The organism is Staphylococcus sp. 231237_7MaSpsaltlick (genome assembly GCF_043107035.1).
Window position 1 is genome coordinate 47,905 of the sequence record NZ_JBICNX010000019.1, and the last position, 13,962, is coordinate 61,866.

13 protein-coding genes are annotated in these 13,962 nt (G+C 33.2%); 10 read left to right on the top strand and 3 right to left on the bottom strand.

What is annotated here, in order from left to right; genetic code table 11:
• Positions 1–48: 48 nt before the first annotated feature.
• Positions 49–906 (top strand): bifunctional methylenetetrahydrofolate dehydrogenase/methenyltetrahydrofolate cyclohydrolase FolD, encoded by an 858-nt coding sequence (gene folD / locus ACF91D_RS23880; protein ID WP_107527377.1) that lies wholly within the window; start codon positions 49–51, stop codon positions 904–906.
• Between the two features lie 285 nt (positions 907–1,191).
• On the opposite strand, the gene ACF91D_RS23885 is transcribed toward folD, so the two are convergent.
• Complete coding sequence (locus ACF91D_RS23885; RefSeq protein WP_107527376.1) at positions 1,192–2,337, bottom strand: globin domain-containing protein; 1,146 nt, start codon at positions 2,335–2,337, stop codon at positions 1,192–1,194.
• 242 nt (positions 2,338–2,579) lie between these two features.
• On the opposite strand from ACF91D_RS23885, the gene ACF91D_RS23890 reads away from it, so the two are divergent.
• The 6 genes from ACF91D_RS23890 (at position 2,580) to rihC (ending at position 8,199) form a co-directional block, all read left to right on the top strand.
• Complete coding sequence (locus tag ACF91D_RS23890) at positions 2,580–2,897, top strand: immunoglobulin-like domain-containing protein (RefSeq protein ID WP_107527699.1); 318 nt, start codon at positions 2,580–2,582, stop codon at positions 2,895–2,897.
• Between the two features lie 254 nt (positions 2,898–3,151).
• Positions 3,152–4,273, top strand: coding sequence for a cytochrome aa3 quinol oxidase subunit II (gene qoxA, locus ACF91D_RS23895; protein ID WP_042739867.1), 1,122 nt, complete (start codon positions 3,152–3,154; stop codon positions 4,271–4,273).
• A complete protein-coding gene (qoxB, locus tag ACF91D_RS23900) occupies positions 4,273–6,261 on the top strand; it encodes a cytochrome aa3 quinol oxidase subunit I (protein WP_107512261.1) in 1,989 nt (662 codons plus the stop codon). Before qoxA ends, qoxB begins: the two co-directional genes overlap by 1 nt.
• Positions 6,251–6,856: a cytochrome aa3 quinol oxidase subunit III gene (gene qoxC, locus ACF91D_RS23905; protein WP_042739865.1), complete on the top strand. Its 606-nt coding sequence runs from the start codon at positions 6,251–6,253 to the stop codon at positions 6,854–6,856. The genes qoxB and qoxC overlap by 11 nt, the downstream gene beginning before the upstream one ends.
• The gene (qoxD, locus tag ACF91D_RS23910; protein ID WP_042739864.1) at positions 6,853–7,143 is read left to right on the top strand and encodes a cytochrome aa3 quinol oxidase subunit IV; all 291 of its coding nucleotides are present in this window, start codon (positions 6,853–6,855) and stop codon (positions 7,141–7,143) included. Before qoxC ends, qoxD begins: the two co-directional genes overlap by 4 nt.
• Positions 7,144–7,284: 141 nt before the next feature.
• A complete protein-coding gene (gene rihC / locus ACF91D_RS23915) occupies positions 7,285–8,199 on the top strand; it encodes a ribonucleoside hydrolase RihC (protein ID WP_107527700.1) in 915 nt (304 codons plus the stop codon).
• Between the two features lie 88 nt (positions 8,200–8,287).
• Here the strand turns inward: rihC and ACF91D_RS23920 are convergent, their stop codons facing one another.
• Positions 8,288–9,490, bottom strand: coding sequence for a serine hydrolase domain-containing protein (locus tag ACF91D_RS23920; protein ID WP_107527701.1), 1,203 nt, complete (start codon positions 9,488–9,490; stop codon positions 8,288–8,290).
• A 20-nt stretch (positions 9,491–9,510) separates the two neighbouring features.
• Positions 9,511–11,169 carry a phospho-sugar mutase gene (locus ACF91D_RS23925; protein ID WP_107589494.1) on the bottom strand — a complete coding sequence of 553 codons (1,659 nt, stop codon included), beginning with the start codon at positions 11,167–11,169 and terminating at the stop codon, positions 9,511–9,513.
• Positions 11,170–11,529: 360 nt separating this feature from the next.
• On the opposite strand from ACF91D_RS23925, the gene ACF91D_RS23930 reads away from it, so the two are divergent.
• From ACF91D_RS23930 to ACF91D_RS23940, 3 genes are all read left to right on the top strand, one after another.
• Entirely contained in the window at positions 11,530–12,843 is a 1,314-nt protein-coding gene (locus ACF91D_RS23930) for an LCP family protein (RefSeq protein ID WP_107589495.1), read from the top strand.
• Between the two features lie 22 nt (positions 12,844–12,865).
• Entirely contained in the window at positions 12,866–13,336 is a 471-nt protein-coding gene (locus ACF91D_RS23935; RefSeq protein ID WP_042739859.1) for a DUF2538 family protein, read from the top strand.
• 62 nt (positions 13,337–13,398) lie between these two features.
• The gene (locus tag ACF91D_RS23940) at positions 13,399–13,824 is read left to right on the top strand and encodes a GNAT family N-acetyltransferase (protein ID WP_107527824.1); all 426 of its coding nucleotides are present in this window, start codon (positions 13,399–13,401) and stop codon (positions 13,822–13,824) included.
• Positions 13,825–13,962: the final 138 nt, after the last annotated feature.

Consider the following 13,962-nt stretch of genomic DNA (forward strand, 5'->3'; position numbering starts at 1 on the left):
GTTAAGGAAGTTAAGTGAAGTTTAAACATTCGAGGAGGACATATTTACATGGTCGCAAAAATATTAGATGGAAAACAAATTGCAAAAGATTATAGACAAGGTCTAAAAGATCAAGTTGAAGCATTACAAGCGAAAGGTTTCACTCCAAAGTTATCAGTTATCCTTGTTGGTAATGATGGCGCGAGTCAAAGTTATGTTAATTCTAAAAAGAAAGCCGCAGAAAAAATTGGTATGATTTCAGAAATCGTCCATTTAGATGAAACTGCTACTGAAGCGGAAGTTCTTGGAGAACTTAAACGCTTAAACGAAGATGAAACAGTAAGTGGTATATTAGTACAAGTACCGCTCCCTAAACAAGTGAGTGAACAAAAGGTTTTAGAAGCAATCAACCCAGCAAAAGACGTTGATGGATTCCATCCTGAAAATATTGGTAAACTTTATATCGATGAGCAAACGTTTGTACCTTGTACACCTTTAGGTATTATGGAAATATTAAATCATGCAGATATCGATATTGAAGGTAAAGAAGCAGTAATTATTGGACGTAGCCATATTGTTGGACAACCAGTATCAAAATTATTGCTACAAAAAAATGCGACTGTTACGATTCTTCATTCAAGAACAAAAGACATGCATAAACATTTAAAAGATGCAGATATTATTGTAAGTGCCGTTGGTAGACCTGGTCTCGTTACAAAGGATGATGTTAAAGAAGGTGCTGTTGTTATTGATGTCGGAAATACACCTGATGAAAATGGTAAATTAAAAGGCGACGTCGAGTATGATGAAGTGAAAGAAATTGCCGGTGCAATCACACCAGTTCCAGGTGGCGTCGGTCCAATGACAATCACAATGGTATTAAATAATACATTAATTGCAGAAAAATTACGTAGAGGTATTGAGTAAGATAATAGTCTGGATGTTAAGATATTTATCCAGTTAAAAAGGCAATTTCTATCGAATGTGATAGAAATTGCCTTTTCCTTTTATTATTAGCTACACAAATGTTTGGCATTTCGAACATCATAACCTATTCGTACCAAACAAATAATGATTGTTTTTACTATAAAAATGCCCCCCCAAGAGATTACTTTAATCTTTGGGGGCATTTTTCTGAGATTTAATTCCCAGTCACTTCTATATATCATTTTTAAAGGGTTAACTTGGTTTTAACGTTATATAAATTATATATTATACTCCGACACTTAATTTTGGAATAAATGATTCAAAATGTACACGCTCAGTTGCTACTCCAATTTCTTTTAATATACCGATGATAGATTTCAAGAACTCTGTTCCACCACAAACATAAATTTCTGTATCATCTGTTAAATACTGTTTTAAATATTCAGCATCGATATAACCATTTTGGTTTTTGTCGTGAATGATATAATTAGCATTATCTTCATTATTTGCAATTTCAGATAGCTTATCTTGGAATGGAATTTGGTCAATATCATTCGTGTTTTGAATGAATTGTGCTGTTCCTTGACTAGATACAACGTGTCTAAACATTGGCACTAATGGTGTTACACCGATTCCAGAACCGATAAACAATTGTGGTTTAGACACATTATTTAATGCAAAGTCACCAACTGGTGCAGATAAATTAATCATATCACCAACTTTGAACTCATCGTGTAAAATTGTTGAAACTTCTCCCTCATTATTCTCTGTAACATCTCTTTTAACAGCAAAACTTAATTGATCAACATTACCTTCTACAATAGAATAATGACGTTTTGCACGATATGGTAATTTCTCACTCTCAACATCTACCGTGATATATTGTCCTGGCTCAAATTGACTTAAATCTATTTCAGTTGATTTAATCGTAAATAACTTAATATTGTCAGTAACTCGTTCTATATCAATGAGTTCGAATGGTTTGAAACCACTCCATGCCATTTGTTCATATATTTCTTTTTCAACTGAGATAAACACATTTGCAATTTCACCATAAGCTTTTGTCCAAGTTTGAACGATTGGATTATCATTTTCCAAACTTAGCACATGTTCAATTGCAGCAATTAAATTTTCACCAACTATGTCATAACCTGCTGGCGGTACTTGTAGCGCACAATGCTTATATGCAATCTCTTTTACTACTGGTAAAATACGCGTTAAATCTTCAATGTTTAATGCAGCAGCTAATACACTTTGAGCTAATGCTGTGGATTGAAGTCCTCTCTTTTGATTCGTTTGGTTAAACATATTTTTTAATTCTGGATGTTGATTAAACATTCTTTTGTAGAAAAATGACGTGATTTCTGTACCCTTTTCTTGTAATACTGGTACTGTTTCTTTAATAATTGCTTTTTCGTTCTCTGTTAACATACTTGACACTCCCCTAGCCATTTATTCTTTCTTTCACAAATTAGTTTAATACAATTAATTTACATTTGAAAGGTTTACGTGATAAATTTCACAAAAAGTTCAATTTACTAAATTTTAACTGAAATTTTCATTTAAATTTAAAGTCGTACGGTATATTAAGACTATAGTATGATGATTTTAAACGTAGATTACAGTATAGTTAAGTTAAATAAATCAATGGCTTTCATTCGGAGGTTAGCGTTATGAACAAATTATTACAGTCTTTATCAGCATTAGGTGTTTCCGCAACGCTTGTTACACCTAACCTAAGCGCAGAAGCTACTGATAACTCTATTCCAGAATTAAAAGGTACAAAAGATACAATTATACATAAGGGAGACGCATATCAACCATTAAAAGGTGTCCGTGCGTTTGACAAAGAAGATGGCGACCTGACACATAAAATAACTGTAGATGGTGATATTGATACTTCAAAGCCAGGAAAATATAAAGTCGTTTATAAAGTCGAAGATTCAGATGGTGCAATTGGAAAATCAACACATTATATAGAAGTAAAATAATCAACTAAATTACGTTAAATTGCTTCCAATATACCTATATAAACAACTAAAATTATCAATTATATTAAAATATGGCACTTTTCACAAAATGTACACATAATTTTAACAAATCTTTAAAAGCCCGTCAGACCTTGAGTCTGTTGGGCTTGTTTTAATTTTACAATAATTTTTTCCTCAGAAAGACTTGTAAATATTGCGTAATATCTTAAAATTGATGGTAAGCCCTACAATTGTAGTATTAGGAGGTCAAAAAAGTGTCAAAATTTAAGTCTTTGCTTCTACTCTTTGGCTCACTAATTTTACTTAGTGGCTGTTCCAATGTAGAAGTTTTAAACCCAAAAGGGCCGATGGCAAGTGACTCGAAGTTCTTGATTATTTATTCAATCATCTTCATGCTTGTTATTATTGCCGCGGTGCTTATCATGTTCGCTGTGTTCTTATTCAAATACAGAATAGGAAATACATCAGAATCTGGTAAAATGCACCACAACTCTTTACTTGAAACAATTTGGTTTATTGTTCCTGTGATTATCGTAATTGCTTTAGCCATTCCAACGGTTAAATCACTTTACGAATACGAAAAACCACCGGCTAAAGAAGATGACCCACTTGTTGTTTACGCTACGAGTGCTGGTTATAAATGGTTCTTTAGTTACCCTGAAGAAAAAATCGAAACAGTTAATCACTTAACTATTCCGAAAGATCGCCCGGTTATCTTTAAACTCCAATCTATGGATATGATGACTAGTTTCTGGATTCCACAATTAGGTGGTCAGAAATACGCGATGACTGGTATGACGATGGACTGGACGTTAACTGCTGATAAAGAAGGTACGTTCAGAGGTCGTAACTCAAACTTCAATGGTGAAGGTTTCGCTCGTCAAACATTTGACGTTCACTCAGTAAGTCAAAGTAAATTCAAGGATTGGGTTAAAGATGCTCAAAGTCAAAAAGTATTAGATCAAGATACATTTGACAAGCAACTTTTACCTACTACTGAAAATAAAAACTTAACTTTCAGTGGTACGCACATGGCGTTTGTTGACCCTGCTGCAGATCCTGAGTATATCTTCTATGCTTATGATCGCTATAATTACGTACAAAAAGATCCAAACTTCAACTCTGAAAAACAAATTACAGAGGATATCTTAGATAAACCGGATCAACCTGCACGTAAACCGCAGATTACAAACGCTAACTACGAACGTCATGGTATGAAAGCCATGATCTTAGGCAACAAAGAGCCATATGATGGTAAATTCAAGAAAGATGAATCACATAATATGGACGAAATGGAAAAAATCTCAAAAGGTGCTAAAGATAAAGAAGCATCTAAAATTGAGAACAAAGATCAAGAGCATGGAGGTGGACATTAATGAATTTTCCATGGGATCAATTGATCGTTCATGGTAACTGGATGATTACAATGGCACAAATTGGTGCGCCATTCTTAGTTATCGGTGTGATCGCAGTAATTACTTACTTCAAGTTATGGAAATATCTTTACAAAGAATGGTTCACATCTGTCGACCATAAGAAGATTGGTGCAATGTACCTAATCTGTGCAGTATTAATGTTCGTTCGTGGTGGTATTGACGCATTACTTATTCGTGCTCAATTAACAATTCCAGATAATAAATTCTTAGAATCAAACCACTATAACGAAATCTTTAGTACGCACGGCGTTATCATGATTATCTTTATGGCAATGCCTTTCGTATTTGGTTTATGGAACGTAGTTGTACCATTACAAATTGGTGCACGCGACGTTGCATTCCCTGTATTGAACAGTATTAGTTTCTGGTTATTCTTCGCAGGTATGATTTTATTCAACCTTTCATTTATCGTAGGTGGATCACCTGCTGCTGGTTGGACAAACTATGCTCCACTTGCCGGAGAATTTAGTCCAGGACCTGGGGTTAACTATTACCTAATAGCAATCCAGATTTCTGGTATCGGAACATTAATGACAGGTATTAACTTCTTCGTAACAATACTTAGATGTAAATCACCTACAATGAAATTTATGGAAATGCCAATGTTCACTGTAACAACTTTTATCACTGCATTGATTGTTATCTTGGCATTCCCTGTGTTAACAGTTGCTTTAGCATTATTCACTACAGACAGAATTTTTGGAACAGCATTCTTCACCGTTGCTGACGGTGGTATGCCAATGTTATGGGCTAACTTCTTCTGGGTATGGGGGCACCCTGAAGTATATATCGTTATCCTACCGGCATTTGGTATATATTCTGAGATCATTCCTACATTTGCTCGTAAACGTTTATTTGGACACCAAAGCATGGTGTGGGCAACTGCAGGTATTGCATTCTTAAGTTTCTTAGTTTGGGTTCACCATTTCTTCACAATGGGTAATGGTGCATTGATTAACTCATTCTTCTCAATTACAACAATGTTAATTGGTATACCAACCGGTGTTAAACTATTTAACTGGTTGTTCACTTTATACCAAGGTCGTATTAGTTTTGAATCGCCAATGTTATTCTCATTAGCCTTCATCCCTAACTTCTTATTAGGTGGGGTTACTGGTGTAATGTTAGCGATGGCTGCAGCAGACTATCAATACCATAATACTTATTTCTTAGTGGCACACTTCCACTACACATTAGTTACTGGTGTTGTATTTGCCTGTCTTGGTGCTTTAATCTTCTGGTATCCTAAGATGACTGGTTATAAATTAAATGAGACATTAAACAAATGGTGTTTCTGGTTATTCATGATCGGATTTAACGTTTGTTTCTTACCACAATTCGTACTTGGATTAGATGGTATGCCTCGTCGTTTATACACTTATATGCCAGAAGATGGTTGGTGGTTATTAAACGTAATCTCAACTATCGGTGCCCTATTAATGGCATTAGGCTTCATGTTCTTAGTAGCAAGTATCGTATACAGTTTCTTCAAAGCACCACGTGAAGCAACTGGTGATAACTGGGATGGTTTAGGTCGTACTTTAGAGTGGTCTACTGCATCAGCAATTCCACCTAAATACAACTTCGCAATCACTCCAGATTGGAATGACTATGATACATTTGTTGATATGAAAGAACACGGTCGTCATTATTTAGACAACCATAATTACAAAGATATTCATATGCCTAACAACACTGCTGTTGGTTTATGGATGGGTATCTTTATGACGATTGGTGGTTTCTTCTTAATATTTGAAACTATCATTCCAGCAATTCTTTGCTTAATTGGTATCTTCGGAACAATGATTTACCGCAGTTTCCAAGTCGACCATGGTTACCATATCCATGCAGAAGAAGTTGCTGAAACTGAAAAACGTTTACGTGAAGCACGTATAAAAGAAAGGGAGGCTGTAAGTCATGAGTCATGATGCTAACACAATAGATTCTCGTTCGCATGAAGGTAATTTGAATAAACTTGGCTTTTGGATTTTCCTTACAGCAGAATTCTCATTATTTGGTACGTTATTTGCAGCTTTACTGACATTACAACATGGTGGCGACTATGCTGGTAAAATGACTACTGAGTTATTTGAATTACCACTTGTATTGATAATGACATTCTCGTTATTAATCAGTTCTTATACTTGTGGTATTGCAATTTACTACATGAGACAAGAAAAGCAAAAACTAATGATGATTTGGATGATTATCACTGTATTGCTTGGTGTAGTGTTCGTTGGTTTTGAAATCTATGAATTTGCTCACTATGCACATGAAGGTGTTAATCCAACTATTGGTTCTTATTGGTCTAGTTTCTTTATTCTATTAGGAACACATGGTGCCCACGTTTCATTAGGTATTGTTTGGATTACATGTTTATTAATCCAAATTGCAATGCGAGGGTTAAATAAAGATAATGCTCCTAAATTATTTATAGTAAGTTTATACTGGCACTTTTTAGATGTTGTGTGGATTTTCATCTTCACTGCCGTATATATGATAGGGATGGTGTATAGCGGATGAATACAATAGTAAAACACACTGTAGGCTTTATCGCTTCTATCGTTCTAACTATCTTAGCAATATTCGTAACATTGTATACTTCAATGTCATTGAACGCTAAGATTACAATTATTTTCGGATTTGCTTTCATTCAAGCAGCTGTTCAATTATTAATGTTCATGCACTTAACTGAAGGTAAAGACGGTAACGTCCAAGGATTCAAAGTAGTATTTGCGATTATCATTACTTTAATCACTGTTATTGGTACGTACTGGGTTATGCAAGGTGGACACTCAAGTCACTTATAATCCAAAGTAAAAGACTTCTCTTCGGAGAAGTCTTTTTTTATTGTTATGATTTAAAGTGCTTCACAACATTTATTCTTTATTTCATTGTAAAATAATATTATAAGCAAAATATTTTATTCTTATTATAGGAGGCTATTTATAATGTCTAATAAATTACCAATTATTATTGATACTGATCCAGGTATAGATGATGCTGCTGCCATTAGCATTGCGCTGAACCATCCTGAATTAGATGTAAAAATGATTACCACAGTTAATGGAAATGTAGGCATTGATAAAACTACTGCAAATGCATTGAAACTCAAACAATTTTTCAATAGCGATGTACCGGTTTATCAAGGCGCTGCGCATCCATTGTTAACAGATATCGTTGATGCAAGTGTTGTCCATGGTGAGTCTGGCATGAATGGTTATGACTTCCCTGCTATTGATCAATCGACCATAAGTGATATTCATGCTGTAGAAGCAATGAAAGCATTACTGTTACAAAGTGACACCCCTATCACACTTGTACCTATTGGACCGCTTACGAATATTGCACTACTAGTCTCTACATATCCAGAAGTAAAACAACATATCCGTCAAATAGTGCTCATGGGCGGCAGTGCTGGTCGAGGAAATATCACACCATTAGCAGAATTTAATATATTCTGTGACCCTGAGGCTGCACAAATTGTCTTTAATTCAAACCTACCCATTACTATGGTTGGTCTAGATGTTGCTAGAAGTTCTACACTCAGTCATGCTACTGTTAATCAATTAAATCAGTTAAATCAAACTGGCAAAATGTTACATCAATTATTCAGACATTATCGTGGCGATGATTTTGAGAAAGGTACAAACGTTTATGATGCTTATACCATTCTCTATTTATTACATCCTGACAAATTTGAAACAGCTCAAGCAAATGTACAAATAGAAGTATCAGGCCAATTAACTAAAGGTGCAACTGTGACTGATTTTAAATCACCACAGCCAAATTGTACTGTTGTATTATCAATTGATCCTGAAATTTTCAAAAATTTATTTATAGATTCCCTCCAACATTGCATCTAATATACTAATTATATACAAAAAGGTTAAGACAATTTTATCTCATTGTCTTAACCTTTTGTTTTGTTTCATCATAAATACTTACATAAAGTTATTGATTGCCCACTTGATAAGGAACACCCACCTCATTATAAGTACCGATCTGATTCAAAATATTTTTGTATATATATTCTAATAAATTTTCATTTTTAAAATCAAATGTCTCATAGTTAGAACCTAATACAATGATATAACGATTATTAAAATATACTGTGAACGTCTGTCCAAAAAACTTACCATTTATCCTATTCTTATCAGCAAAAGTATAAAAACCATATCTATAAGGAATTGGATACGACTTTGTGTAGCTTTCATGAATTAATGGTCCTGTCACTTGGCTATTGAAAAATTGATTGTTTTGTAATCCATAGACTAATTTACACATATCTAGCGGCGTCATATAAAGATTACCCGCACCATAATAATGATTTAAATATTTCGTACGTTGCGCATGTGGTTGCTCACTACCTTCATTTAATTTATAACCCGTTGCCATTTTATGCTTGAAATTTGGATTATTGTAAAATGCAGTATGTTGTAAATGTAATGGTTTTAACAAACGTTGATCAAAATTCTCCTCGAAAGATTTACCAGTGATCGTTTCGATAATTTGTGCAAGCACTAAATAATTCGCATCATTATAACGATACTTATTATAATACGCCTCATCTATGCCTTGTTTGTGAATCGCAGTGACAGCATCATCTAACTTTTTGTATTTTAAGTTAGGCTTATATTTTGCTAAACCACTCTTATGAAAAATTAACTGTTTGACGGTAATTGGTTTATCTGTTTTAAACCATGGTATATACGTTTCGATAGATTGATTTATATCAACTTTATGTTCTTCTTCAAGTTGCTTAATCATTATACCAGTTGTTAGTTTTTGTACAGAGCCAGTTAAATACATTGTGTCGGGCTTATTCGTCCGATTTTTTGTAAAGTTTTGCAAACCGTAACCTTTGTTTAACTTCAATTGGCCATTTTCATATATTGTTGCCGTTCCGTTATATTCATTTTCACTCAAATAATGATCAATATCCTTAATTTGCGGAGCATTACTCATAACTGTCGGAAGCTTTAAGGCTATATGTGATTCATTATTTTTTCTAACTAAATTCTGTTGCTGTTTATTCGTGGTGCGTGTTTCATTTTTGTTGTGAAATACCTGTATGCTAGTGTAATAAGCCATTAGGAAAATGCCAGTGATCAAAAAAACTGCAATAATTGTACGTATAATTGTTCTTGTTGTCATTCATGTTGCCTCTATACGTTTTATTTTATTGAATCAATATATTGATTCACAAATTCAGTTGATATTTTATCGATATCTTCTACATTTAAAGAGAAATAAATTTTCATTTTTGGTTCTGTACCTGACGGTCTTAATGCAATGAATCCTTCATCAAAAACAAATCTGATTAAATTAGCTTTAGGAAGTGTTAATGATTCTGTTGTTCCCTTTATTTTATCTGTTAAATAACCGGATTCATAATCTTCAACCTTTTTAACTTCTAAACCACATAAAGTTGAAAGTTCATTATTTCTAAAGTAATTCATAATACGATTAATTTTTTCGACACCTTCTGATCCTTCAAAAGATGGTGCCAGTGTTCTATCTTTAAATGTACCAATATTTTTATAAATATCTTCCATCTCATCTTTGAATGTCAAACCATTATTAGCAAGCAAATTCTTATACTTAATTAATAGAGGTACAATCTGAATTGCATCTTTATCTCTTGAGATCGTTTGTGCTAAGTAACCATGACTTTCTTCAAATGCTAGTAATAGTTGTTGTTCATTATTATTTTCCTTCTCTTCTAAAAGATTAGATATAAATTTAAAGCCAGTTAAGACATTATTTACTTCAACATCTAATGCAAGCGCTAATCTTTCTGCTAATTCACTTGTAACGATTGATTTAATAATAAATTGAGACTTATTTGCATCAGCTAAATCTTGAAATCTTAATTTCATTAATAACAAGCCTATTTCATTACCATTGAAATAACGATAATTATGATCATCATATCGTTCAATAAATCCAAGACGATCAGCATCTGGATCTGTCGCAATAATCAATTGTGCATCAGTTTCATTTGCCAATGCTAAACCACGCTCAAACGCTGCTTCATCTTCAGGATTCGCAATTGCAACAGTTGGAAAATTACCATCCGGTAACGATTGTTCTGTCTCTATAACATAATTATTGTATTCAAGTTCTGATAATATCTCGGATACAACTGGTAAACTTGTACCATGTAGACTGGTTAAAACAACTTTAGAATCTTTAATATCGATTGAACCAACAAGTTGCTTTACATTTTCTTTATAGGCATTAGTTAAATCTTCATTAATATATAAAATTTGCTCTTGCTCGACTTGTTGTTCGAAGTCACCTTTTTCAATTTCTAAAGGAGCTTGTATACGATTTATGTATGAGCTGAGTTCTTCTGATTGTTCCGGTAACAACTGGCCGCCTTTTGCGTCATATATTTTAATACCATTATAATTTTTAGGATTATGGCTCGCTGTAATCATTACGCCTGCATCAGCCTTTAAATGTCTAACTGCAAATGATAATTCAGGCGTTGACTTATAATCTTTTGCTAATATTGGCGTTACACCATTCTGAGCTAAAACACTAGCCATTTCTTGTGAAAATGCCTTAGATAATAATCTAGTATCAAAATGAATGACTACATTCGCACCTGTTACCTGCTCATTTAAGTACTGTGCAAGTCCCAAAGCAACTTTACGCACTGTAAATGCATTAAGTCTAGCAGGACCTAATCCAAATGTACTTCTTATGCCAGCAGTACCAAACGTTAAGTCACCTTCAAATGCTGCAGCTCTTTCTGTTTCAGTTTGTTCATTATAAAATGGTTTAACTAAACTCTCATCTAATTTATCTAACCATAGTTGTTTCATTCTCTGAGTTCCTCCTTATATCAATCACACAAGGTTAATAATAATTTTCATATTTTAATATTAATATATGTATCATTATATCGTATGTCTTTAAAGAAATCATTTTTCAGACGTGCCATCAATTATTTAACAATAAATTTTAGTTGTGCAAAATTATTGTTTGACCCTATTTTTTAGCTTAAACAAAATTTCTTAAATTTACGACTATATTCCTAGTTGAATTTTTTTAATGTTAGTTATAAAATTATAAGTTATAGTACATTTTCTTCTTTACAATAATTTAACAAAGTTAAAAAGAACTATAACTTTTCAGAAAAATATAGTAATATGTACAAATCATATGCATGGGGAGCTTCAAACATGAATAAATTTTTTAAATATTTTTTAATATTTCTATCTTTAATTCTTGTAGTTGTTCCAGTAATATTTGCTGTTATTTTATTAAAATCATCCCAAGGTGCTTTTGAAAATTCATTTAACAATGGAGATTCTTCGCGACAATCTAATATTCGTAGCGAAAAGGTGAATCCTTCAAAAGACCCGGTTTCTATTTTATTTTTAGGTATCGATGAAAACAGTGGGCGTGAGAAAAATGGGCAAACTACTGAACATTCAAGAACAGACGCAATGATTTTATCCACTTTTAATGCAGATAAAAACCAAATCAGAATGCTTAGCATTCCTCGAGACACAATTAGTTATATTCCAAAGGTCGGATTCTACGATAAAATTACACATGCGCACGCATACGGTGGCCCTACTGCTTCAATGGACTCAGTAGAAGCAACACTAAACGTTCCAGTTGATTATTACGTAAGAATTAATATGGAAGCATTCGTAGATGCAGTCAATGAACTTGGTGGCATATACTATAAAGTACCATACGATATAAATGAACCCAACACGAATGATACAGGAAAGATTAAAGTCAAGAAGGGCTACCAAAAATTAAATGGTGATCAAGCGCTAGCTGTAGCTAGAACAAGACACCATGATTCTGATTTAAAACGTGGTCAAAGACAAATGGACTTATTGAAGATATTATTCGCAAAAGCTCAAAAATTAGATTCATTTGATAAATTAGACGATGTCATTCAAATCGTCGGCGATAATTCGAAACATAATTTTAGTTCCAAAGAAGTAAAGGCATTAGCAACTAAATATTTACAAAATGATATCGATATTAAAAGTAAGCAACTTAAAGGTGAAGATGATTATTTAGATGGTATTTATTATTATAATCCTAGCCTTAAAAGTATTATGAGTACATCTAACTTATTAAGAAAAGACTTAGGTTTACCAAAAATTAAAGATAAAGATGACTTTTTAAATAAACGTGTGAAAGATTTTTATGGTACACTCGTACCACAGACAGAAATTGATAAGAGCTTATTGCGTAAAAATCAAAACGATAGCTCGGATGATAATGACAATCAACAAGATTCAACATCTACCGAACAAAATAATTCTACCGAGTCGCCTGATTCAACACAAGACAATACCAGCCAACAATATGACTCAAGTCAAGATCAATCAAATTCTCAACAAAGTGACGTTGACCAACAACAAGACGCTAACCAACAACAGCAAAATGATGTAAATCAACAGCAGGCACCATCCACAGAACCTTCACAACAAGCGCCTACCGGAGACGTGCCTACTAACCAATATTAATCTGTAGAAAGGAGCTCAAATGATGTCGCGAAAAACATATGAAAAACTTGCACACGTTAATGGGATGTTCAATGTTTTAGAACAACAATTGATTCACAGTAAAGATATGGCATTATTTAGAAATGAATTTTTCTATGTAAACCATGAACATCGTGAAAATTATGAAGCATTGCGTATTTACTATAAAGATAGTGATGAAAATCCAGTCGTTGACGGTGCATGTTACATTGTTGCCCTTCCAGAAATATTTGATAAAGTAGATGTATTTGAATCTGAATTGCCATTTACATGGGTTTATGATCAAAACGGTATTACAGAAACAATGAAACAAATCAGTATACCTATCCAATATTTAATTGCAGCTGCTTTAGAAGTAACAGATGTCCATCTTTTCAAACCATCAGGTTATACAATGGGAATGAATAATTGGAATATTGCACAAATGCGTATTTTTTGGCAATATACTGCAATCGTTAGAAAAAATGCACAGTAAGCACTACCCTATCGTATAAACGGTAGGGTTTTTTTAATAATCAAAAGTCAGGAGATAAAAATATGTTTGAAATTGTAATAAACGAGAAAATGATGAATGATGCGTTAGACATTAGAAAAGAGGTTTTTGTAGAAGAACAAGGCGTACCTATTGAAAATGAAATAGATGAGTTTGAAACCATCGCCACACATATTATTGGATACGACCAACACGGAACCCCTTTTGCGACAGCTCGCTTTAGAAATGTAGATAATGTAGCGAAAATAGAACGTGTAGCTATTCTAAAGCAGTACCGTAAACACGGGTATGGTAAACAACTCATGCAAGCCATAGAACATGCCACTGTTGATGAAGGTTACGATACAGTAAAACTTAATGCACAATGTCACGCTCAAGCATTTTATGAATCAATAGGTTATCTATCATATGGTTCAGTATTTTTGGAAGAAGGTATTGAACATATCACCATGAAGAAATCTTTAAAATAAACTTAATCAAAGAATTACATTTAAACTTCATTTATCATTTGTAACATTTAACACAGTGTAATTTTATAACAATATAATATTAAAGCGTTATAACGCTTTAATTAATATTTTCTTAATTATCCGACATTGAATAAGATT

What these genes read in the sequence shown, in the direction of transcription:
- folD (WP_107527377.1), top strand. Translation starts at nt 49, where the DNA reads ATGGTCGCAAAAATATTAGATGGAAAACAAATTGCAAAAGATTATAGA.
- ACF91D_RS23885 (WP_107527376.1), bottom strand. Translation starts at nt 2,337, where the DNA reads ATGTTAACAGAGAACGAAAAAGCAATTATTAAAGAAACAGTACCAGTA.
- ACF91D_RS23890 (WP_107527699.1), top strand. Translation starts at nt 2,580, where the DNA reads ATGAACAAATTATTACAGTCTTTATCAGCATTAGGTGTTTCCGCAACG.
- qoxB (WP_107512261.1), top strand. Translation starts at nt 4,273, where the DNA reads ATGAATTTTCCATGGGATCAATTGATCGTTCATGGTAACTGGATGATT.
- qoxC (WP_042739865.1), top strand. Translation starts at nt 6,251, where the DNA reads ATGAGTCATGATGCTAACACAATAGATTCTCGTTCGCATGAAGGTAAT.
- qoxD (WP_042739864.1), top strand. Translation starts at nt 6,853, where the DNA reads ATGAATACAATAGTAAAACACACTGTAGGCTTTATCGCTTCTATCGTT.
- rihC (WP_107527700.1), top strand. Translation starts at nt 7,285, where the DNA reads ATGTCTAATAAATTACCAATTATTATTGATACTGATCCAGGTATAGAT.
- ACF91D_RS23920 (WP_107527701.1), bottom strand. Translation starts at nt 9,490, where the DNA reads ATGACAACAAGAACAATTATACGTACAATTATTGCAGTTTTTTTGATC.
- ACF91D_RS23925 (WP_107589494.1), bottom strand. Translation starts at nt 11,169, where the DNA reads ATGAAACAACTATGGTTAGATAAATTAGATGAGAGTTTAGTTAAACCA.
- ACF91D_RS23930 (WP_107589495.1), top strand. Translation starts at nt 11,530, where the DNA reads ATGAATAAATTTTTTAAATATTTTTTAATATTTCTATCTTTAATTCTT.
- ACF91D_RS23935 (WP_042739859.1), top strand. Translation starts at nt 12,866, where the DNA reads ATGTCGCGAAAAACATATGAAAAACTTGCACACGTTAATGGGATGTTC.
- ACF91D_RS23940 (WP_107527824.1), top strand. Translation starts at nt 13,399, where the DNA reads ATGTTTGAAATTGTAATAAACGAGAAAATGATGAATGATGCGTTAGAC.